Consider the following 21,899-nt stretch of genomic DNA (forward strand, 5'->3'; position numbering starts at 1 on the left):
AGACTCATTATGGGCTTGCTTATCGTTACAGTCATCGGATTCATGATCGTATTCGGCATGGCTGCAATGTTCATGATTCACTACATGAATGATTCTCTAGTATCGCACGACTCAGAAACCATTGACCCGAAACCGGACGTACTGACGGAACGGTCTTGAGAGTCTGTGCACCATAGGAAATGAAAAGGGCAGCCGATCGGCGCCCTTTTTCTCTCTACATACTTATATCTGGAGGCGTTATCTATGACCAACCTTTCTGCCATAATGGAACATAATGAAAAATTCGTGGAAAAGCACGAATACGAAAAATATGCCACCACCAAGTTCCCGAACAAACGGATCGTCATCTTGACGTGCATGGATACCCGCCTTATCGAACTTCTTCCGAAGGCGATGAACTTGAAAAACGGTGACGCGAAAATCGTCAAAAGCGCAGGAGCCCTTGTCGCCCATCCGTTCGGCAGTATTATGCGGAGTCTCCTGATCGCCATCTACGAACTCCAGGCGGACGAAGTGTACATCATCGGCCATTATGACTGCGGAATGAGTTCCATCAACACGGACATCATCATCGACAAGATGGTCAGCAGAGGGATCGACCGGGAACTGTTCAGCACATTGACACATGCAGGCGTCGACCTCGAAGGATGGCTCCACGGCTTCGAAGACGTGACGGAAAGCGTCAGACAGAGTGCAGACGCAGTACGGAACCATCCTCTTATGGACAAGAAAGTACCTGTCCACGGCCTCGTCATTGATCCGAAGACCGGCAAGTTGGATGTAATAGAAGACGGCTATGAAAAATTGGCCGCACAGGGAAATGAATAATCGGGTTATTTCCCGGGAAATAGACAAAAAACGCATTTTGCGCGCTCCATGAGCCGACAAAATGCGTTTTTACGTATGGAACAATATCCGGAAACGGCTCTTCAGGAACCGCCACACGGTCTTGCCCTTTCAATAATCGTCTTCCAGCTGCGCATACATGAAATGGTCTTCCCATACCCCATTGATATACAGCAGTTTGCGGTGCAGACCTTCGCGCAGGTAGTCCGCTTTTTCGAGCACCCGGATCGATGCTGTATTCCGCGGGGAGACGTAAGCTTCCACACGGTGAAGTCCTGCCGTCTCGAACGCAAATGCGGTAATGAGCGCAAGCGCCTCTGTCCCGATTCCCCTGCCGGCGGAGGCATGATCGATGGAATAGCCGACAAAACCGCTTGAAAACGGCAGCCGCTTAATGCTGTAGAGGGAGATCTGTCCGACGATCCGGCTCGTTTCACTGTCGAATATCCCGAAATTGTACTCACGGCGATCCCTCATCTGGTAGAGCGATTCCCGGATTTTCTCCCGCTGCATCCCGACTGTGTAGTAGCTCGCATCATGGCGCGGCTCGAACACGGTCCAGTATTCCTTGTTCCGCACGACCATTTCCGTGAAAACGGCTGCATCCTCCTCTGTCAGGATGCGTAAATAACAATTCTTCCCTTCAAGCATGATCACAATGAAGTCCACCCCTCGTACGTGCCTGCTGCCGTCATACGTCCGGCTGACAGCCAATAACCTGCATTTTCGTATAGTATACCATGTTCTTTCTGCAGACTCCTCACCCGTTTCCTGCTTTCTCGTCAAAAATTGTAAAGAAAACTTCATAATTCCTTTCTCAGGTTCCTGTCCAACCTAGTATACTGAGTGAAGGAGGATGTTTCATGAAAAAAATGATCTCTTTTCTTTTTTTACTTTTGCTCGCCGGATCACTCGTTGTCGCGAATGTGATCCCGCTGAATGGTCTGACAACAATCAGTATTGCCCATAAACTTCCGATTCTTCTGCTGCCTGCCGATTATGTGTTCCTTGTCCGCCCCGTGCTGCTAGTCGTGCTCTTCTGCTGGATTGTCAAGATGCGGCCTTCCTCCCCTGTCTCGCCGAAGCGCACGCTGCTGTTCTCAGCTGCCTGTGCGGCGAATGCGGGGTGGTATCCGCTCTGGCATTTCGGCTTCTTCGGAACGGCGTTCGCCGTCAATGCCGCGACTGCCCTTGCACTGTATGTGCTCTACCGTACCTATCCGGCGAAAGAGAATGCATGGTATGGACGGGTTCCCATTTCCCTGTTCCTCGCCTGGACACTCATCGACCTCGTGCTGAATGCGAATTACCTGCTTGTATTCGACGACTGGAGCCGTCTCGGAATCAGCACGGTGCTGTGGACGATCCTCAACTTGACGGTGCTCACAGCGGTCGCCCTGCACTTCAGCTATCATCACCAAGACGGCGTCATCACCGCGGTCTGCCTATGGGTATTCGCCGGCATCATCGTGAACGTACGGACAGAGGAACTGTTCGTGACGCTTTCCACCTTATTCCTCATGGGGCTGATGAGTTGGGGGTATTGGTTCTTCTCTGCGCCGAGAGTCCAGCCGATTCCGGAAGAAACTCCGTTCTAGCATGATGCTGGGACGGAGTTTTCTTATTTCCGGTACTTTCGCGTACTTTTTCCATCTCCGTTGACCATACTGAGGGGACACTGCCAAGAAGCGAAAGGAGATCCCCTGACCATGACGCCTGCTAAAGCCTTTTCATCCCTCGGTTACTTCAGTATATTCTTTGCTCCGCTGCTTGTTCCGCTGATCGTCTGGTTTGCTGTTGAAGACCGGGACGTGAAACGGCATGCAAAACGCGCATTCGTCTCACACCTGATTCCCGCGCTGCTGGTAGCAGCTGCTTCTCTGTTTTCCTTTTTCCGGCTTATATCTATGAAAACCCGAACGGAACAGTTCCTCACCAATCCAGCGGAAGCCCGTATTCCTGAGACATTCGGCTATATGGGTGCTGCTCCGCTGCTGATCATGCTGCTGTACAGCTTCCTCTTTCTCATGGTCGTCATCTGGAATGTTGTCCAAGGGATCAAAGTGTTCCGTATCTGATTGCGAAACAGCGTGTTCGAAGAGGCGTGCAAAGTTATGGTATAGTAGAAAGTGACAATGAATGTACAGAAAGAAGGACTTCACATGATTGCAAAGACGGAAGCAGAAATCGAAGGGCTGCGTAAAATCGGAAGGATCGTCGCGGAAATCCGGGAAGAGATGAAAGCGGCAGTCCGTCCGGGCATGACAACGAAAGAACTGGACGAGCTCGGCGGCCGGCTGTTCGAGGAACGCGGAGCTGTGTCGGCACCGATCGACCAGTACGATTTCCCGGGGTATACGTGCATCAGCGTGAACCATGAAGTGGCGCACGGGATTCCCGGCAAGCGCGTGCTGAAAGAAGGCGACATGATCAACATCGACGTGTCCGGCTCCTACGGCGGCTATTTTGCGGATACAGGCATCTCTTTCGTGATCGGCACTGCTGACGCGGCGAAACAGAAACTGTGTGACACGGCAAAGAGCGCATTCGACCGCGCCATGACGAAAGTGAAAGCAGGTTCCCGTCTGAACCAGATCGGCAAAGCAGTCGAGCGGGAAGCGAAAGACAACGGACTCACGGTTATCAAGAACCTGACCGGCCATGGTATCGGCACATCGCTGCACGAAGAGCCGCAGCACGTGCTCAACTATTACGATGCATGGGAGCCGACGATCATGAAAGAGGGGATGGTGCTGGCTGTGGAGCCGTTCATCTCCGAGAAAGCCGAGCACATCATCGAAGAAGGCGACGGCTGGACGTTCATCACCCCTGACAAGTCACTTGTCGCACAGATCGAGCATACGATCATCGTCACAAAGGACAAACCGATCATCCTGACAGAAATCTGATCAACAAAGCCCCGCACTCAACACGAGTGCGGGGCTTTTGTTCAGTTCTTCTTCTTTTTCGGCGGAGTCTTGGCCTGACTGCCCACTGTTTTGGAATTCCCTTCGACCAGCTTCCCGCCGTACCATACTTTCTGGACCGGCTTATACCCTTTGGCAAGCTTCCGGTAATCCCGTTCTTCAGGATACGACAGCAGTGTCAGAACCTCTCCGTCGGCTCCAGCCCTTCCCGTCCTTCCGGAACGGTGGACATACTGTTCCGCCGTGTGCGGGACCGTCACATGGATGACGTGCGTCAGTCCTTCGATATCGAGACCGCGGGCGGCCAGATCTGTCGCGATCAAGATCCGGATATCTCCTTTTCTGAACTTATCCAGCGTATCCTGGCGCTCGAACTTCGTCATATCCGAATAGAGGACGGCAATCGGCGCCCCTTCGTACTGGAGTTTCATCTCCTTCATGCGCAGCTGGTCGACGTTGTTCATGAAGGCGAGTGCACGCAGCCCCTCCACGTGGGACAGCCCGCGCAGCAGATCTGTCTTATCCCGGGCCTCCGTCTTGACGAACGAATGCACGACTTCCCCGGTCGAAGGCATTTCAGACGCTGTCACTTTCAGCCGCAGCGGGTCTGTCATGAAACGGCTTGCAACGTCTTCGATATCTTCCGTGATAGTGGCAGAGACAACTGCAACCTGACGCGCTTCGTTGGCGGCTTCAATCAGGCCTTTGACCATCACCCGGCTCTCCCGGGACAATAGCTGATCCCCTTCGTCGAGGATGATGTGCCGGACTTCCGACATCTTCAGCTTCTTATTCTTCACCAGTTCCACGAGCCGGCCGGGTGTCCCGACGGCGATGGTCGGCTTCTTTTTCAGTTTTTCGATCTGGCGCTGCATGTTTGCGCCGCCGATCAGCTGCGTGACCGATATCGGTGTGCCAGCGATCCACTCCCGTATGACGTTGACAATCTGCATCGCCAGTTCCTGGGACGGCGCCACGATGAGCGCCTGCGTCTGCTTTTTCGTGCCATCCGTCAATTCCAGCAGCGGCAGGACGTAGGCAAGCGTCTTTCCGGAGCCTGTCGGAGATTCCGCTACGATGTCCCGGCCGGCAAGCATTTCCGGGATCATCTGATCCTGGATCGGCATCGGTTCCTCAAATTTCCACTTCTCTTGAATAGTATGGTCGAACTTCTCTAAAAAGGACATATCCATCCCCACTTTCGCTCTCTTCCTCTCAGTTTACCACATGGAGCCGTCCGATTGTCTACTTCTTCCGGATGCTCTTCAGCTGACGCCTGGCCTCTGTCCGCTGTTCGAACGCGTAGGCACAGCCGAGGAGGGATGGCTCGGAGAATGCAGGTCCTGTGAAAGTGATGCCGAACGGTTCTCCTGTCGGTGAAACGTCAGCCGGAACCGTGATCGCCGGATACCCGGCTGCCGCTTCGAAGCTGCAGCCATGATTCTGTGGGAAGACGAGCATGTCGACACCGTTCTCCTCCAGTGCTGTGCCAAGCGCCACCTGCTCGGCCAAGTGCCGGTTCCGCAAGAGTGCATCGATATAGGCAGGTTCCGTCAGCGAGCCGCTGCGGCTGCCGATCTCCTCCATCAGCTGCTGTCCGTATGCGAGCGTTTCCGCAGGATGTTCACGGTTGAAGCGGAGTATATCATCGATCGAACGGATCGGATTCGAAGCGACCGTCTTTCCGAGATAGGCATTCAAGGCCGCCTTGCACTCGTGCAGCAGCACATCGTAACCGAGATCGTCCTCCTTCGTTCCAAGATCGACTTCAGTCACAGCCGCCCCTGCCTGTTTCAGGACTTGCAGAGCCTTGTCGAACAGTTGCATCCGCTCCGCGGACACTTCGTCTTTGAAGATTGCGCGCGCCACGCCGATCCGTATACCTTGCAGTGCGTCCGACGACAGGCACTCATACCAGTCGACATCATCATATGCAGATGCAGCGGCCGTCACAGGGTCTTCAGGGTCGCTGCCGATCATCAGCCGGAAGACCGCAGCAGCATCTGTGACTGTCCGCGTCATCGGCCCGGCGGTATCCTGCGTGACGGACAGCGGGATGATCCCGTGTCTGCTGACAGCGCCGACCGTCGGCTTCAGTCCGACGATTCCATTCTGTGCAGCCGGATGGATGATCGAGCCGGTCGTCTCCGTCCCGATGGCAACGGCCGTCAAGCCGGCAGCGGCCGCCACCGCTGATCCTGAACTGGAACCGCCCACTTCGAAAGGTCCGTACGCATTGCTCACCTGTCCGCCCCGTGAACTGTAGCCGTTCGGCATCTCCTGCGACAGGAAGTTCGCCCATTCCGTCATGTTCGTCTTCCCGAGCAGCACAGCGCCCGCCTGCCGCAGTTTCGATACGAAGAAGGCATCCCGGTCTGCGTAATGATCTGCCAGGGCCAGGCTTCCCGCACTCGTGTGCATGGCGTCTTGCGTATCCATATTGTCCTTCAGTAATATCGGAATACCGTGCAGCGGGGACCTCTTCCCTGTCTGCTGACGCTCGAAGTCCAGAGCCTGTGCAATCTGCAGCGCATGCGGGTTCACCTCAAGTATGGCGTTCAGTTCCCTGCCTTCGTGGGCGATCCTGTCCAAGTAGAATAGGACAAGCTGTTCGGATGTCAGCGTTCCATCTTCCATCGCCTGCTGAAGTGTTCCGATATCCGCTTCCAGCACCCATCCGAGCTCCTGTCTCAGTTGATTTTCCGTATCCATGCACTCTCCCCTTTTCATGTAAGTTGATTGGATGCTACAACAAAACCGGCTAAGGAGGATCCCTAACCGGCTGAACGTCTTACACCTGCTTATAATATTCTTTCATGAGTAAGTAGAAAGGCAGTTCGTACAGCTGCTTGCCGCCGATTTTGAAGATCCCTCTGGCGACGAGCCGCTGGATCACGTCTTCACGTTTCATGTCCATTTTTGTTTCTTCGATTTTCATCATGGTGCTTGTTCCTCCTTGTAATCGGACCCATCAGTCTATTCCTTTTCCGGTGGGTCCGTAAACATGGAAAGTGTTCAAATGCATGATGAAATTCAGGGGCCGCCCCGGGCTTGTCCGCAGTTCGGACGGCATTCAGCGCAAGTGTGCACCGCATTCCAGGATGACGGCTTCGGACAGGACCTGCATCGCGTCGATGTACCGGCTGCCGAGTCCGAGTTCCTTCTTCACAATCGACAGCTCCGTGCACCCGAGGATGATCCGGTCGCAGCCTTCCGCATCCATGGCATCACTGACCGCCTGCCAAGTACCGGCATCCGCCGGTTTCCCGGCTTTGACCTGGCCGTAGATGACGTCCATGATCTGCTCCTGGGCAGCCGCGTCAGGAATGACAGGCGTCAGCCCCTCCCGTCTGCATGCGTCCTGATAGACACCGGCGCGGACAGTGCCCGTCGTAGCCAAGATGCCGACACGTTCCGCACCTTGGGCCGCAGCCCGGCGCACAGTCTCATCCACCATATGGATGAGCGGAATGCCGATGGACCCCTGTATGTCTTTGTAGAACGTATGGGCGGTGTTGCATGGAATGGCCAATACACCGGCACCGAGTGATTCCAGCAGCTGCGCGTCCCTGATAAGCTGCGGAACGGGATCGGATTTCGTCCCGTCGAGTATGAATGCTGTCCGGTCCGGGATCGTCGTGTCATTCAATATGATTGTGTTAATATGGTCCTGGTCTTGTGCGGCGTCGGTCATGCGGACGATCATGTCACCGAAGTACATCGTCGCGAGCGGGCCGACACCGCCGATAATTCCTAGAGTTTTCATGGGGTCATCTTACTTTCTGTTCGGATTTTTGATGGGAGAAGTATAGCATACTAAGTGGAACGAGCGGAAGTGCGGTTTAGTTCCCTGCGTCTTCTTCCCTTCTCCAAAACGGAAAAAGAGCTGCCATGGCAGCTCTTCGATCCGTCAGTTGCGTTTCAGCTTTTTCTTCAGCTGCTGGACTTTCGGGACGACTTTGACGAACAGGTTATAGAGGAACGGCTTGTACACATGATCGATCTCACCGATATATGTCGTCACGCTCTCTTCCTCGTCGTTGAAGAAACTCTTTTTGAATGCATACAGTCCGTCCTTTTCAGAATCCGTACTGAAGATCCCGCCGAGGTCATAGGACACCGCGCCTTCCTCGAGTCCCCATTTCATCATTTCGAAGTTCATGAGGTGGTTCGGGTTCAGGTTGCGTTTGACATTCGTGCTTCCGGCATAGAGATAATACATCTTGCCTGCGTAGTCGATCGTGACGGCGCCTGCCAGCTTATCGCCTTCGTGCGTCATCAAGTAGACGCGCAGACCGTCGAAGTTATCGCGAAGTTTCACGAAATAATCATACGAGCGGGTCGTGATGTGATTGCGCTCCGCCATCGTTTTGTAGATATCATAGAAGGCGGTCAGGTAATCATCCGTCCGGGCCCAGGATGTCTCGACACCTTTCTTCGCGGCGCTTCGGATCAGGTTGCGCGTCTTTTTGCGGAATCCCGCCATCAGCGCATCCTCGTCTTTCCCGTCGAGACTTACGATCATGTTCATGCGCGGCTGGATGAGATCATCTTTTCCGGCATCCGTGTTGTGCACCGTATAGCCGGCATCCCTGTACAGCTGGTCGAGCACATCGTCGTATACTGTCTCGGAATCCATCTTCAGAGCGAACGCCTTATGCTTTTTCGCAAGAGGCTCCGCTTCCCGGATGAGTGCGGCGACTTTCTGTTCGTCGTACAGATCACAGACAGGACCGCGCGGCGCGTACAGCAGCGAATAGCCGCCCGGCACTTTCTTGATGAGCAGCGACATCGCTGCGGTGATTTCCCCGTCTTCCTCCAAATACACTTGCTCGTTGCCCCAGTCATCTTTGACGCGGGACCAGTTCAGGTCCTGCGTCAGCGCCCGGTATGGGGATGACCGGACGAACGCGTTGTAGCGTGCAACGTCGGCTGCATTGTTCTGATCCAAAATTGGCACTGATTTGACACTCCTTAGCGGCAGTTAGTCTTTGTGTTTGAAATACTGATCGAACCGTTTGTAGTAGTTGCGGTAGTAGTTATAGAGCTTGAGCGTCCTGATCAGGCTCTTGTCCTGATCGTAGTACAGCGTGGAAGCGGTCTTCCCTTCGCTGATGAGACGCTTGACCTGGTTTTTCAGCTTGTCGTCCATCGTGTACTTGACGAGCAGCTTGAGCGGCACGGCATGCCAGAGCACTTCGTTGCGGCCGTATTCCACCGAATTGTCGCGGTGGTAGACACGGTCTTCCACCAGATACTTCGCCATGTTGTAGCCGTTCGCTGTGACGAAGAAACTGCTGCGCCCCTGGCGGATGTTAAGCTCGAAAATCTTGTATTTGCCGTCCCTGCGGTCGTACTTCAGGTCGATGTTGGCATACCCTGTGAAGCCGATCGCTTCGAGGAACGTCTTGTACTGGTCGTAGAGCGCCTGGTTCTCTTCGCCGACAATGCCGACGTAGTTCCCGATCAGGACCGGCGTATAGTCTTCCAGGATGACATGTCCGAGGCACATCATCCGGACTTTCCCGTTACGGTCACAATAGGCGTTCAGCACACGCATGACCGTGTCGTCACCCGGAATGTAGTCCTGGATGATCAGCTTGCCGTCATATGACGAACCGTAGATCCGTTCGATGGCATCGACGTATTCTTCCTTCGAATGCAGGACGTACGCTTTCTTCTTCCCTTCGAACTGGGCGATGAAATACCGCATGCTGTCGGACGGTTTCACGACGACCGGGAAATCGAACGGCAGCGGGGCTTCCGGATCCATCCCTTTTTCGAACATGACCGTATCCGGGTAATCCAAGTTGTATTTCTCCGCCATGTCGTAGAAGTTCTCTTTGAAGATGATATCGTCCATCATCTGTTCGTCGACAAACGGCAGTATGTAGTAAGGTTCCAGCTGACTGCGGCTGCGCACCGCCAGTTCCACGTAGTTTTCGTTGCTTGCGATGAGCAGCAGCTTGTCCGTCCGCTGCAGCAGGTCGTCTTTCAGTTCCAGCAGACTTTTGACGAACGTCTCCGGCTGGTCGAAATCCGCGAAGATGCGTTTGTCGACGATCTTGCTGTGCATGGTCGACAGCAGCTCGCCTTTCGTTGCGACGATGCTGACGATGCCGTACTGTTCATGGAACGCACGCGCCATTCCGTAAGCATTATCATCAGACCCGAGGATGACGGGCAGAAAATCCGTTTTTTCCATGAGGCTCCTCCATTCCAAGACAGCAAAACAGCGCCAGTGCGCCGGTTTTCCACTGTCCATACCTGTCACAAGTTTAGCCTACCCCCTATCTCAAGTCAAGAAACGCAAGGACGGCGGCCAACAGAAAAACCGCCCCGGATTGCCGGAGCGGCCTCAATTTCAGATGTTATTCGTCACCCAGGTCGACGTTGTGGAAGACCTGCTGGACGTCTTCCAGATCCTCGATCGCGTCGATCATCTTTTCGAACTGTGCGGCAGCTTCCGCATCGAGCTCGACATCGTTCTGCGCGATCATCATGAGCTCCGCAACGGTGAAGTCGGTGATGCCTTCCGATTTGAACGCTTCCTGTACATCATGGAAAGCGGACGGGTCCGCATAGACAAGCACTTGGCCGTCCTCTTCGGTGATATCGTTGACGTCGACGTCATGCTCCATCATCAGTTCAAGCACTTCATCAGCCGTTTTGCCTTCGATGCCGAACACAGCCGTATGGTCGAACATGTACGCGACCGACCCGCTGACGCCCATGTTGCCGCCGTTTTTACCGAATGCCGCACGGACTTCGGAAGCGGTGCGGTTGACGTTGTTCGTCAGTGCATCGACGATGACCATCGAGCCGTTCGGACCGAAACCTTCATAGCGGAGTTCGTCGTAGTTCTCATCGCCTCCGCCTTTCGCCTTCTCGATCGCCCGCTCGATGATCGTTTTAGGGACGCTGTATGTCTTCGCGCGCTCCAGTACGATCTTCAGTGCCTGGTTCGACTCCGGATCCGGCTCCCCTTGTTTCGCTGCTACATATATTTCACGGCCGAATTTTGCGTAGATCCGGCTTGTGTTTGCATCTTTTGACGCTTTCTTCTCTTTGATGTTGTTCCATTTACGGCCCATCATGACCACTCGCTTTCTGTTTGAAGAATCGGATATGAAAACCTTACTCCTCAGTATATCACGACTGAATTCATTACGAAAAGAAAAAAACGCTGTCGCACGGCGCTTGCGGGTTGTGCGAAAGTATGGCAGAGTGGTAGATGAAACCAATAACTTCATCACTGACAATATGTAGGGGTACCGGACAGCCGGTTGAGATGCAGGACATGCAGACCCTTTGAACCTGATCTGGGTAACGCCAGCGGAGGGAACATATTCATTTCAAAATGACTATGTGACGCGCGCTTCCGCTAAATTAGGGAGCGCGCGTTTTTTGTTGCAGTGGGAAACTCCAGGAGGGGGATTTCAATTGAAACGGATGGCAGGTATTTTGATGGCCGCGCTGCTGCTTGCAGCGTGCGGGAATGACAGCGGCGGCAAGAAGGACGGCGCAGCGGAAAACAAGGATACGCCGGCGAGGCAGGTCCACTTCGCGCTCGATTGGACGCCGAATACGAACCACACGGGCATCTATGTCGCGAAGGAAAAAGGCTTCTTCAGCGATGAAGGCCTGGACGTCGAAATCATGATGCCTGGGGAAGCGGGTGCGGATAACCTCGTTGCGTCGGGCAAGGCTGACTTCGGCATCGGTGCCCAGGAAGCGCTGACAGAAGCCCGTGCGGCGGATATCCCGATCGTCTCGATTGCAGCGATCATCCAGCACAACACATCGGGCTTCGCATCGCTGAAAGAGAGCGGCATCGAGTCCCCGAAAGACTTCGAAGGTAAGAACTACGGCGGCTGGGGCGCGCCTGTCGAGCAGGCCGTCGTCAAATCGCTGATGGAGCAGGACGGCGGCGACTTCAGCAAAGTGAATTTCATCAACATGGGGTCGTCGGATTTCTTCACCGCAATCCAGCGGGATGTCGACCTGGCGTGGGTCTATTACGGCTGGACCGGCATCGAAGCCGAACAACGGGGCATGAAGCTGAATATCCAGTATTTGAACGATTACTCGGAAGCGCTCGATTACTATACACCGCTTCTGACGACGAATGAAAAACTGATTGCAGATGAGCCGGAGACGGTCAAAGCGTTCACTGCCGCGGTGGTCAAAGGGTATGAGTATGCGATCGAGCATCCTGACGAGGCGGCGGACATCCTCGTGAAAGCTGTGCCTGACCTCGACGCCGATCTCGTGAAGAAGAGCCAGCAGTGGCTGTCGCCGAAATACCAGGATGACGCACCGCGTTTTGGCGAACAGAAACTCGAGACGTGGAAGAACTATGCGGAATGGCTGAAGTACAACGATCTGCTCGACGGGGAATTCGTCCCTGAAGAAGCGTTCACAAACGAATTCTTACCGGAATAAGGAGGAAACCATTATGGCAAATGCACTCGTCAGCATCCAGATCATCCCGAAAACACCGAACGGAGAGGACGTCATCCCGTATGTCGATGCGGCAATCGAAGTGATCGACCAAGCAGGAGTCCCCTACCGCGTAGCACCGCTAGAAACGACGATGGAAGGCGAACTCAGCGAACTGCTGCAGATCATCGAAGCGATGAATACCCGGATGACGGAACTCGGTGCCGTGAGTGTCATCTCGCAAGTGAAAATCTACATGAATCCTGAAGGGGCATCCATGGACAAACTGACGGAGAAGTACGAGTGAGTTCGCTCTTGAAAAAAGGATGGCGGCCCGCAGCGGTCCTCATCCTTTTGCTCATTCTATGGGAAGGCGCTGCCCGACTGTTCGACGTCCCTTCCTGGCTGCTGCCGCTGCCGACACAGATTGCGGAGGAAGCGGTGACCGGTTCGGCGCTCTATGCCCCGCATATCCTATCGACAGTCATGTTGTCCGCAACCGGCTATTTCGCCGGTATATCCGTCGGAGTCTTTACTGCCGTCTCCCTGTTCCGCGTCCCTTCCCTGCAGCAGGCGGTCTATCCGCTGATCATCCTGTCGCAGAACATCCCGGTTATCGTGCTGGCGCCGCTGCTCGTCATCTGGTTCGGCTTCGGCATGATGCCGAAAGTGATCGTCATCACGCTCGTCTGCTTCTTCCCGGTGACCATCGCGGCGCTCGACGGCTTCCGCCAGACCGACCGAGACATGCTCCATTACATGAAGATGATCGGGGCCAGCCGACGTCAGATCTTCTGGAAGCTGCAATGGCCATATGCGCTCCCTTCCCTCTTTTCGGGGCTGAAGATCGCTGCGACGTACAGCGTCATGGGTGCAGTGATTTCGGAATGGCTCGGTGCGAGCAAAGGGATCGGCGTCTACATGACAATGTCGTCATCGTCATTCAAGACCGATCGCGTATTCGTCGCAATCGCCCTCATCATGATTTTAAGTCTGCTCTACTTCGGCATCATCACTGCGGCGGAACGATTTGCGCTCCGCTCGCGGCACAAAGGAGGAAGTCCAGATGGCCCGGCTCACACTTGACCATATTGCAAAATCGTACGGCAGCAACGAGGTGCTCCGGAACATCACGCTTTCCGTCGGCGATGCGGAGTTCGTCTCGATCCTCGGACCTTCCGGCAGCGGCAAGAGCACGATCTTCCAGCTGATCGGCGGACTGTATACGCCTGATGCAGGAACGATTTCGCTGGACGGCAGCGTGCTGAACGGCTCCCGCGGACATATCAGCTACATGCCGCAGAGCCCGGCGTTATTCCCGTGGCGTACGGTGCTGCAGAACGTCCGGCTCAGTGCGGAAGTCGCCGGGATAAAGCCGGATGAAGAGCAGATGAAGGAACTTATCCGCAGTGCCGGGCTTGCCGGTTATGAGCATGCCTATCCGGATGAGCTCTCAGGCGGCATGAAGCAGCGTGTGTCGTTCATCCGCAGCCTGAACGCACCGCAGCAGATCATCTGTCTCGACGAACCGTTTTCCGCGCTGGATGAATTCACACGTCTCGAGATGCAGCAGTGGCTCCTGTCCATCTGGGAGACGAACAGAAAGTCGATCCTGTTCATCACGCATAATATCGACGAAGCGCTGTTCCTGTCCGACCGGATCATCGTGCTGTCGGACAAGCCCGCAGCCGTCAAGAAGGAACTGACCGTCCCGTTTGCTCGGCCTCGTACCGAAGACCTTCTGCTGAGCGGACCTTTCCTTCAGCTGAAGCGTGAGATCTACAGCGAACTGCGGGGCTAGGACGAGTTCCATGTTCTAACAGGTTTAACCTCGATCCATTTCAGGGAAAGGAAGAGTATTACTAACGTTGAGGAGCGAGGGCTATGAAACTAGGCAGACTTGTGAAAACCGCTATGAAATGGGGCCCGGTCATCCTGCCGGTCGTCATGAAGTTCATGAATGACAAAAAGCAGCAGGACCAGCCCATGAAGCGCAGACGCTAAAAAACTGCTCGCGGGACGCCATACGGCATCCGTGAGCAGTTTTCTTATTCATGCGAAGATCTTCTCGTTCACAGGACCACAGACGAGCGCGTGCACTTCCTCGCCGTCCAGCGTCTCTTTCTTGTAGAGCTCCGTCACCAGGTTCTCGAACTGTCCGGCGTGTCCGCGGATCAGTTCCTCTGTCCGCTTGACGGCCGCTTCGAAGATTTCCAGCATCTTCTTTTCTTTTTCCGAGGTACTGAATGTCAGTGTAAAACCGTCCTGCAGCAGACCTGTATCGACCATCCGCTCGATGATGTCCTTCGCCTGCTGGACATCCCCGCTGACGCCGATGCTGTGTTCGCCGAGATAGATCCGTTCCGCGACACCGCCGCCGAGGATCATGCTCACCTGATCCATCAGCTCACTCGCCGTCTGCAAGTGCATCTCTTTCTGGATAGGTGCGACATAGCCGAGCGCCTGCCCCCGAGGGATGATCGTCGCTTTCCGGACGGAGTGCGGCTTCGTGATCGCCGAGATGAGTGCGTGGCCCGACTCATGGATTGCAACCCTGCGCTTCGTCAGCGGATCGTTCAGCGTACGGGACGTGTTGCCGAGAATCGTACGATCGATGGCGAAGTCCATATCGCTTTTATCGATTTCCGACCGGCCTTCCCGGATTGCACGCTTGCTCGCCGTCGTGAACAGCGCACTGATTTCAGCACCTGAGAAACCGGACGTGCTTTCCGCCAGCATATCGAGTGACGCAGCGACGTTCGGCGCGAGCGCTTTGCCTTTCGTATGGATATCCATGATCTCGCGGCGTCCTTGCGTATCCGGAAGCGGCACTTGGAACGAATAATCGATCCGGCCGGGACGCAGGAAGGCTTCATCCAGCATATCTTTCCGGTTCGTCGCAGCGATGAACAGCACACCTTCGTTATCCGAACCGCCATCCAGCTGGACGAGAAGCTCCGTCAGCGTCTTCTCCGACTCTTCCCCGCCGTGCGCTTTCCGCTTGCCGGCAAGCGCGTCGACTTCGTCGATGAAGATGACGGCATTGCCTTGTTTCCGTGCGTTCTGGAACATCGTCCGGATCCGGGAAGCCCCGACTCCGACGAACAGTTCCGTGAATGCTGCGCCGCTCGACGAATAGAACGAAGCACCGATCTCATGGGCAATCGCCTGGGCGAGAAGGGTTTTCCCCGTCCCCGGAGGGCCTTCGAGCAAGATCCCTTTCGGCGCCTTTACGCCGAGGACCGCGGCTCTTCGGGGGTCTTTGATAATGTCGAGTGTCTGGTGGATTTCGTCCTTCATCTCCTGCGAAAGACCGCCGATGTCATTCAGCGTTATATCCGGAAGCGGCGATTCTTTGGAAGCGCTGTGCTTCATGGCCGAAGCCCCGATTCCGAGCTTACCTTTCCGCTGGAGGATGAAAAACGTCAGCAGCGCCGCAAGCAGCAGCCCTGCAACGATATAGCCGGATGCGCTGCTGTTCGAATACGTATAGGAAACATTATGCGCAGCGACAAGCTGTTCCGCAAGTTCACTTGCCGGACGCACATTCGTCACATACAGTCCGTTCTCCGTCGTTAAATAGAGTGCACCGGATGAGGTTTCTTTCAGCGCAGCCGTATCTCCAGCCGCCGCGAGTTTCTGCTCCAGGGAGGCGAATGACACAGGAGTTGCACGATGGGCATCACTTGTCAGCCAGAAGAAGACCGATGCCGCGCCAATGACTAGAAGGGACAGGACGATAACTGCTTTTGAAGCAGTCAGTTTCCCAAACTTCAAATTTCCCAGCTCCTTAAATAAGATATTTCCATTATAAGGACTGCTCCTCAGAAAAGACAACAAATAATCTTGCATTTTCGTGTCGATCCCGTGAACAAAATTCTGACTGAAAAAAGAACGTCCCCGAAACTTTTCCATTGCATTTCCCGGCTGTCAGCAGTACACTATATACATAAGCTGCATTGTACGTATTCCCATAAAGTTTTAACCTTTAAGCTGTAAAAGGGAGTTTTATATAGGATGGGGAATGGCAAACCGGCCAGTACTGACCGGGCGGACAGGAACCATCCTGCGAACACCCACTTTGAGGAGTGGTGGTTTAAAACTTTCTATGAACTGTAATACGGCAAAGGCGGCCATAACAAAAACGCACTTCCCATATCGGGAGGTGCGTTTTTCTTTTGTTGCTGCCAGTCAGGACAGTCCGTATTGCAATGAGATTTCCGATTCCTCCAGCAGGCCGACCGATATCAGGCCTTTCGCAATCCCGTCATTCGAACACGTATCCGTGACGAGATCCGCCTGCGCCTTCAATTCAGGGATGGCGTTGCCCATCGCGATGCCCGTGCCGACGCATTCAATCATCTCGAAGTCGTTCGGTCCGTCGCCGAATGCGTAGCTGTCTTCCCATGCGATACCTGTATGCTCCATCACTTTCAGGATGCCGACCGCTTTCGACGCGCCTTTCGGCAGCATATCGACCGCGTTCTCCCCCCAGCGGATGAACACATAGTCCGGATACCGTTCTTCGTACTTCCGGATTTCTTCATCATCTGCATAGAGTTGAATCTGATGGACAGGTGAATGGGTAAAGACATCCGCCTGTACTTCCGGATACGCCAGTTTCAAGCTGCCGAGGCTCCCTTCGATGAACGGATGGTCCGCTGCGTTGGATGAAAACAAATCATGGTTCGAGTACGTGATGCCGTGGCCATGCTCGTTTGCGAATGCACTCACTTCCGTCAGCAGGGCGGGGGCCATCGGGTTCGAGAAAAGCTCCTTCCCTTCGAATACGACGTGCTGGCCGTTCATCGAAATATAAGAGTCGAATTCAAGGTCTTTTGTCAGCTGACGAAACATGTACGGCGACCGGCCGGTGCAGATCACCGTGATGATGCCCTTGTCCCGTAATGCTCTCAGCGCTTCTTTCGTCGACGGCAGAATGGTTTTGTCGTCGCTCATGAGCGTGCCGTCCAAGTCGAAAAATACGATTTTACGATTCGTCAATTCAATTCCTCCTTGCCGAAACGATCGGTCCCCGTTTCAACGATACTAGCCCCAGTCTATCCTTCGGTAACGGTGCCGTACAGCTATCCGCTCGCTGTCAGTTGACCTCACGCAGGACATATTTGTCCTTCAGTGCCTGCTGCAGGGAGCTGTGGGTAGGAATCGAAGAGAAATCGAGTCCGAGCTGGATGGAAGTCTGTGCAATTTCCGGACGGATGCCTGTGATCGTCGCGTGCACACCGAGCAGGTTGAGCACTTGGATAACTTCGTAGATCTGGTTGGCGACCATCGTATCGATGATGGACACACCCGACAGATCGATGAACAAGTTCAAGATGTCCGACTCCGCACACTTCTGCGGCACCACTTCGAGGATCATCTTCGCACGGTCCGTATCGATATCACCGACGAGCGGCAGGATCCCGACCGTTTCGTTCACTTTGATGATCGGCGAACTCAATTCGACGATCAGGCTCTGCTGCGCAGTCAGCCGTGTCGTCATCAGGTTGTAATACTGTTCCGTGAACGCACCGAGCAGCTGATCGAACGCAATGTGGATCGTCTCTCCCCATAAGAGGACCGCCGAGACAGGCACACTTTCGTTCCCCGGCAGACCCGTGAACTTCTCGACCTGCCGCCAGAACACTTTCCGGACCCGGCTGATTGCGTCCACCACCTGAAAGATCGGTGTATTCGAAGCGATCCTGCTCTTCGCGATAAGCTTCGCCCAATCCTGTTTCCGCTCGTTGAAATTTTCCTTATCTCCGAGCAGGCTGCTCGCCACTGTCCGGTTCGTCACATTGTTCTGCTCGCGCAGCGTCTGTTCAGCAGCCGCTCCCGCATCGTTCGAGTAGATGGAATTCTTTTCGAAATCACGCAATGCAAGCCATTCATCGGTGATCGTCGTGATGTGTTCCATTAAATAATCATATAACTCCCTATTCCAGTCCCTCATGTAAATTCCGCTCCTATCTCTTGCACTATGTACGTTTTCCACTGCTCTCCATTTTACATGAGAATGCAGAACTTTGCAGAGAAAAAACCGGAGACAGTGTCTCCGGTTCTCAATTCAGCACTTTCACCCGTACTTTCTTAACGCCCCAAGCGATTGCAGAACCCTGCCCGGGAATGAACACATCGATCTTATTCCCTTTGATGGCGCCGCCGGTATCTCCGGCAATCGCCTCCCCGTAACCTTCCACCCACACTCTCGAGCCGAGCGGGATGACGGAAGGGTCGACCGCGATGACTTTCTGGTTCGGATTCGCCCTCAAGTCGATGCCAATTTTCGTCGTTCCGGAGCATCCATTACAATAGGCTGTGTAGGCCGTTGCTGTCATCGTCAGCTCCCTGCCTTCGGGAACCGGAGCTGGAGCCGCCGGGGCAGCCGAGGCAGTTTTCGCTGTTGCAGCGGGCGGCGGGCCGCTTGCCGGCACTTGCTGTTTCTGCGCAGCCGGCCGGGTTGCGAGCAATGTTCTCTTCTTCTCGTTCGTCGCGGATCCAGGCGCTTCCCGCGATACGTTCAGGACATCCCCCGGGTGGATCAAGTCGCTCGTCAGTGCATTCCATGCCGTCAGTGAAGTCAGCGGGATCTCATGGGCGGCAGCGATGGCGAACAGCGTATCCCCTTTCTTTACGGTATACGTCAGCGGGACCGGATTGTCGGCTAGGATCGGGTTGACGGCGATCGTTTCAGCTTCGAGCGCTGGCTGGAATGAGAAAAACTCCCGACCGTCAACCTCTTCTCTTTCCGTGTCCCCTTCGAATGTCGTCGTCCCTGCAGCAGCCGGCACAGCGAGAATACTGCTTGCCAGTAAGAGGACAAGGACTTGGGCAATTGTCTTCAATTGCGTTCCTCCTTTACGATTCAGAACTTTTCACCGCTGCTGAAGCACCCGGTGATGCAAGTAAGTATTTCCAACCGTCCTCTTTTTAGACATATTTTTTGGCAATCTCGTATCCTGCCAGCAGAACGCATGAAAAAACAGGACCCCTTTTGTAGGAATCCTGCATTCTGCGTCTGCCCGTTTTCACCATTTCATGCTGTGCAGCTGGTCGATCAGCACTGTCTGATCGGCAGCGGGAATCGGCCACGTCCTTATTTCAGTGGCGGTGTCCTCCCGTGTCCCGAAGCTATTGACGAGCCCATTCAGCCGTGCCGCGTACGCCGAATCCGTCAGCAGGCGCTGCTCGGGATACAGCGTGCTCAGTTGTTCCAGCGCTTTCGGATAACGTTTCAAGTAGTATTTCTGGTGTCCCTCTTCCGCCTCCGTAAATGTGCTGAACGGGGCGATCTCCGTTTCGATAGGCTCGCCCAGGCGCTGTTCCATCCGCTGTCTGACGCGTTCCGCCGTGACCCTCTGTTCTTCGCTGAAGTACCGGATCAGCGAAATGTACTGGCGCCCTTTGTATTCATCCCGGTTCGGATAATGGTTCTCCCAGAACACGTTCAGCAAGTCCTCATAGGAAATGATCTCCGGCCGGAAGGTGATTTCGACTGTTTCCGTATGGTCGCCCATGTTCCTGTAGACCGGCTGCTCAGTCGTCCCTCCGGCGAACCCGACCCGTGTACGCAAAACCCCAGGCAGACTGCCGAAACGCGAATCCGGCCCCCAGTAACAGCCCATCCCGAACAGCGCCGTCTCCGCCGGCTGCGCGTGCAGCCCCTCTTCCAACTCCACAATCGTATGTGCTCGCTCCATAATCTCACCTCTTGCCTCCCTGTACCCTGTTTCGGGCGGGATTCCACCTGTTGGAGGCGATTAATTCAACTTACGGGAGGGCGGGGGCTCGTAAAAATGGGATTCCGCTCATAAAAATGGGGAAACGCTCACAAATCCCGATTTCCGCTCATAAAACCAGGAAAGCGCTCATAAATCTCGATTTCCGCTCATAAAACCGGGAAAACGCTCATAAATCCCGTTTTCCGCTCATAAAACCGGGAAAGCGCTCATAAAACACAAATAACGCTCATAACCCCTTCCTCCCTACACAAAAAAGAGACGCTGCAGCCGCAGCGTCCCCACTAAAATCATCAAAACATTTTCGTTGTCCACGTTTCCCCGTTCCACACATGATTCACAACGCCTTCATAGAAGTCCGGCTCGTGGGAGATGAGCAGCACGCTGCCTTTATACTCCTGCAGCGCCCGTTTCAGCTCCGCCTTTGCATCGACGTCCAGGTGGTTCGTCGGCTCATCGAGCACGAGCAGATTCGTCTCTTCGTTCACGAGTTTGCACAGGCGCACTTTCGCCCGCTCCCCTCCGCTCAGCACCTTCACTTTACTCTCTATGTGCTTCGTCGTCAGCCCGACCCGCGCCAGCGCCGCCCGCACTTCATACTGCGTGTAGCTCGGGAACTCGCTCCAGATCTCTTCCAGGCACGTCTTATCGCTGTCGGACTTCATCTCCTGCTCGAAGTAGCCGATGTGCAGATGCTCGCCGCGCTCGACTGTACCGGACAGTGCCGGGATCTCGCCGAGAAGGCTTTTCAGCAGCGTCGTCTTCCCGATGCCGTTCGCGCCGGACAGCGCGATTTTCTGGCCGCGTTCCATGACAAGGTCAAGCGGGCTCGACAGCGGTTCGTCATAGCCGATCACGAGCTGCTTCGTCTCGAACAGATACTTGCTCGGTGTGCGTGCAGTCTTGAAGTCGAAATGCGGCTTCGGCTTCTCCGCATCCAGCTCGATCACGTCCATGCGGTCGAGTTTCTTCTGGCGGGAACGCGCCATCCCGCTCGTCGCCGCATTCGCTTTGTTGCGTGCGACGAAATCCTTCAGCCCGGCGATCTCCTTCTGCTGCTTCTTGAACGCCGCTTCGACCTGCTGTTTCTTCATCTCATGGACCCTCAGGAATTCATCATAGTCACCGGCATACCGCGTGATCTGCTGGTTTTCCATATGGTAGATCAGGTTCACGACGCTGTTCAGGAACGGAATATCGTGCGAGATGAGGATGAATGCACTCGGGTAGTTCTGCAAATACGTCCGCAGCCATTCGATGTGCTCCACGTCCAAATAGTTCGTCGGCTCGTCCAGCAGCAGGATGTCCGGCTTCTCAAGCAGCAGCTTCCCGAGCAGCACTTTCGTCCGCTGTCCGCCGCTCAGGTCATTGACGTCCCGGTCAAGTCCGAATTCGTCCAGCCCGAGCCCATTCGCCACTTCCTCCACTTTCGCGTCAAGAATATAGAAATCGTGCTGCTCGAGGTCATCCTGGATCTGCCCGGTTTCCTCCAGGATCTTCTCCAATTCATCCGGATCGACGTCCGCCATCTTTGCGAACAGGTTGTTCATTTCACTTTCCATGTCGTACAAATATTGAAACGCCGTCCGCAGCACGTCGCGGATCGTCATACCCTGCTTCAATGCAGCGTGCTGATCCAGGTACCCGACACGCACCCGTTTCGCCCAGGAAACCGTGCCCGCATCCGGCTCGAGCTTCCGTGTAATGATATTCATGAACGTCGACTTTCCTTCACCGTTCGCGCCGATCAGGCCGATATGCTCGCCGGCCAGCAGACGGAACGACACGTCTTCAAAGATCGCCCGGTCCCCGAAACCATGACTTAAATCCGTTACTGTCAATAAACTCATAGATGTACACCTTTTTCCTCACAAGATTCAGGCGGCGCGCGAATCTCCTGCTCCGCATCTATCCGTTATCATACTAGAAACAGAGCGCC

General features: G+C 54.7%; 23 protein-coding genes, 1 other RNA gene and 1 riboswitch. Of the genes, 10 read left to right on the top strand and 14 right to left on the bottom strand.

Features of this window, described 5'->3' with window-relative positions; translation table 11 throughout:
* Positions 1 to 9: 9 nt before the first annotated feature.
* Complete coding sequence (locus NFU03_RS10810; protein ID WP_251638593.1) at positions 10 to 159, top strand: hypothetical protein; 150 nt, start codon at positions 10 to 12, stop codon at positions 157 to 159.
* A gap of 84 nt (positions 160 to 243) precedes the next feature.
* Entirely contained in the window at positions 244 to 828 is a 585-nt protein-coding gene (locus NFU03_RS10815) for a beta-class carbonic anhydrase (protein ID WP_251638594.1), read from the top strand.
* Positions 829 to 957: 129 nt separating this feature from the next.
* Here NFU03_RS10815 and NFU03_RS10820 read toward each other — a convergent pair whose 3' ends face one another.
* Entirely contained in the window at positions 958 to 1,503 is a 546-nt protein-coding gene (locus NFU03_RS10820; RefSeq protein ID WP_251638852.1) for a GNAT family N-acetyltransferase, read from the bottom strand.
* A gap of 206 nt (positions 1,504 to 1,709) precedes the next feature.
* On the opposite strand from NFU03_RS10820, the gene NFU03_RS10825 reads away from it, so the two are divergent.
* From NFU03_RS10825 to map, 3 genes are all read left to right on the top strand, one after another.
* Positions 1,710 to 2,444, top strand: a complete 735-nt coding sequence (locus tag NFU03_RS10825; protein WP_251638595.1) for a hypothetical protein — start codon at positions 1,710 to 1,712, stop codon at positions 2,442 to 2,444.
* Between the two features lie 111 nt (positions 2,445 to 2,555).
* Positions 2,556 to 2,924, top strand: coding sequence for a magnetosome magnetite crystal formation protein family (locus NFU03_RS10830; RefSeq protein WP_251638596.1), 369 nt, complete (start codon positions 2,556 to 2,558; stop codon positions 2,922 to 2,924).
* 84 nt (positions 2,925 to 3,008) lie between these two features.
* A complete protein-coding gene (gene map / locus NFU03_RS10835; protein ID WP_251638597.1) occupies positions 3,009 to 3,755 on the top strand; it encodes a type I methionyl aminopeptidase in 747 nt (248 codons plus the stop codon).
* A 41-nt stretch (positions 3,756 to 3,796) separates the two neighbouring features.
* On the opposite strand, the gene NFU03_RS10840 is transcribed toward map, so the two are convergent.
* From NFU03_RS10840 to NFU03_RS10870, 7 genes are all read right to left on the bottom strand, one after another.
* Complete coding sequence (locus NFU03_RS10840) at positions 3,797 to 4,960, bottom strand: DEAD/DEAH box helicase (protein WP_251638599.1); 1,164 nt, start codon at positions 4,958 to 4,960, stop codon at positions 3,797 to 3,799.
* Between the two features lie 58 nt (positions 4,961 to 5,018).
* The gene (locus NFU03_RS10845; RefSeq protein ID WP_251638600.1) at positions 5,019 to 6,485 is read right to left on the bottom strand and encodes an amidase family protein; all 1,467 of its coding nucleotides are present in this window, start codon (positions 6,483 to 6,485) and stop codon (positions 5,019 to 5,021) included.
* A 79-nt stretch (positions 6,486 to 6,564) separates the two neighbouring features.
* Positions 6,565 to 6,714, bottom strand: coding sequence for a Fur-regulated basic protein FbpA (locus NFU03_RS10850; protein ID WP_251638603.1), 150 nt, complete (start codon positions 6,712 to 6,714; stop codon positions 6,565 to 6,567).
* A gap of 132 nt (positions 6,715 to 6,846) precedes the next feature.
* A complete protein-coding gene (gene cuyB / locus NFU03_RS10855; RefSeq protein WP_251638605.1) occupies positions 6,847 to 7,539 on the bottom strand; it encodes a cysteate racemase in 693 nt (230 codons plus the stop codon).
* Between the two features lie 144 nt (positions 7,540 to 7,683).
* Entirely contained in the window at positions 7,684 to 8,733 is a 1,050-nt protein-coding gene (locus NFU03_RS10860; protein ID WP_251638606.1) for a lipid II:glycine glycyltransferase FemX, read from the bottom strand.
* A gap of 24 nt (positions 8,734 to 8,757) precedes the next feature.
* Positions 8,758 to 9,978 carry a carboxylate--amine ligase gene (locus NFU03_RS10865; RefSeq protein WP_251638608.1) on the bottom strand — a complete coding sequence of 407 codons (1,221 nt, stop codon included), beginning with the start codon at positions 9,976 to 9,978 and terminating at the stop codon, positions 8,758 to 8,760.
* A gap of 166 nt (positions 9,979 to 10,144) precedes the next feature.
* On the bottom strand, positions 10,145 to 10,867 hold the full coding sequence (locus tag NFU03_RS10870; RefSeq protein WP_251638610.1) for a YebC/PmpR family DNA-binding transcriptional regulator: 723 nt from the start codon (positions 10,865 to 10,867) through the stop codon (positions 10,145 to 10,147).
* A gap of 163 nt (positions 10,868 to 11,030) precedes the next feature.
* Positions 11,031 to 11,134, top strand: a riboswitch (TPP riboswitch).
* Between the two features lie 82 nt (positions 11,135 to 11,216).
* Here NFU03_RS10870 and NFU03_RS10875 point away from each other — a divergent pair.
* The 4 genes from NFU03_RS10875 to NFU03_RS10890 are packed head-to-tail and all read left to right on the top strand — an operon-like array spanning position 11,217 to position 14,016.
* On the top strand, positions 11,217 to 12,218 hold the full coding sequence (locus tag NFU03_RS10875) for an ABC transporter substrate-binding protein (RefSeq protein WP_251638612.1): 1,002 nt from the start codon (positions 11,217 to 11,219) through the stop codon (positions 12,216 to 12,218).
* 13 nt (positions 12,219 to 12,231) lie between these two features.
* Positions 12,232 to 12,522, top strand: a complete 291-nt coding sequence (locus NFU03_RS10880) for a thiamine-binding protein (protein WP_251638614.1) — start codon at positions 12,232 to 12,234, stop codon at positions 12,520 to 12,522.
* Positions 12,519 to 13,301 carry an ABC transporter permease gene (locus NFU03_RS10885; protein ID WP_251638616.1) on the top strand — a complete coding sequence of 261 codons (783 nt, stop codon included), beginning with the start codon at positions 12,519 to 12,521 and terminating at the stop codon, positions 13,299 to 13,301. The genes NFU03_RS10880 and NFU03_RS10885 overlap by 4 nt, the downstream gene beginning before the upstream one ends.
* The gene (locus NFU03_RS10890; RefSeq protein ID WP_251638618.1) at positions 13,282 to 14,016 is read left to right on the top strand and encodes an ABC transporter ATP-binding protein; all 735 of its coding nucleotides are present in this window, start codon (positions 13,282 to 13,284) and stop codon (positions 14,014 to 14,016) included. Before NFU03_RS10885 ends, NFU03_RS10890 begins: the two co-directional genes overlap by 20 nt.
* Positions 14,017 to 14,267: 251 nt before the next feature.
* Here the strand turns inward: NFU03_RS10890 and NFU03_RS10900 are convergent, their stop codons facing one another.
* Positions 14,268 to 15,992: an AAA family ATPase gene (locus tag NFU03_RS10900; protein WP_251638622.1), complete on the bottom strand. Its 1,725-nt coding sequence runs from the start codon at positions 15,990 to 15,992 to the stop codon at positions 14,268 to 14,270.
* Between the two features lie 171 nt (positions 15,993 to 16,163).
* Here NFU03_RS10900 and ssrS point away from each other — a divergent pair.
* Positions 16,164 to 16,355: non-coding RNA, 6S RNA (gene ssrS, locus NFU03_RS10905), on the top strand.
* A gap of 51 nt (positions 16,356 to 16,406) precedes the next feature.
* Here ssrS and NFU03_RS10910 read toward each other — a convergent pair.
* The 5 genes from NFU03_RS10910 to NFU03_RS10930 all read right to left on the bottom strand — a co-directional run bounded on the left by NFU03_RS10910 (position 16,407) and on the right by NFU03_RS10930 (position 21,810).
* The gene (locus tag NFU03_RS10910; RefSeq protein ID WP_251638624.1) at positions 16,407 to 17,219 is read right to left on the bottom strand and encodes a Cof-type HAD-IIB family hydrolase; all 813 of its coding nucleotides are present in this window, start codon (positions 17,217 to 17,219) and stop codon (positions 16,407 to 16,409) included.
* Between the two features lie 97 nt (positions 17,220 to 17,316).
* Positions 17,317 to 18,174: an STAS domain-containing protein gene (locus tag NFU03_RS10915; protein WP_251638627.1), complete on the bottom strand. Its 858-nt coding sequence runs from the start codon at positions 18,172 to 18,174 to the stop codon at positions 17,317 to 17,319.
* Positions 18,175 to 18,283: 109 nt separating this feature from the next.
* Positions 18,284 to 19,066: a 3D domain-containing protein gene (locus NFU03_RS10920; protein ID WP_251638630.1), complete on the bottom strand. Its 783-nt coding sequence runs from the start codon at positions 19,064 to 19,066 to the stop codon at positions 18,284 to 18,286.
* 183 nt (positions 19,067 to 19,249) lie between these two features.
* The gene (gene msrA / locus NFU03_RS10925; RefSeq protein ID WP_251638631.1) at positions 19,250 to 19,921 is read right to left on the bottom strand and encodes a peptide-methionine (S)-S-oxide reductase MsrA; all 672 of its coding nucleotides are present in this window, start codon (positions 19,919 to 19,921) and stop codon (positions 19,250 to 19,252) included.
* A 332-nt stretch (positions 19,922 to 20,253) separates the two neighbouring features.
* On the bottom strand, positions 20,254 to 21,810 hold the full coding sequence (locus NFU03_RS10930; protein ID WP_251638633.1) for an ABC-F family ATP-binding cassette domain-containing protein: 1,557 nt from the start codon (positions 21,808 to 21,810) through the stop codon (positions 20,254 to 20,256).
* Positions 21,811 to 21,899: the final 89 nt, after the last annotated feature.

The sequence above is a fragment of the Sporosarcina sp. NCCP-2716 genome (assembly GCF_023707985.1).
GTDB lineage: Bacteria > Bacillota > Bacilli > Bacillales_A > Planococcaceae > Sporosarcina.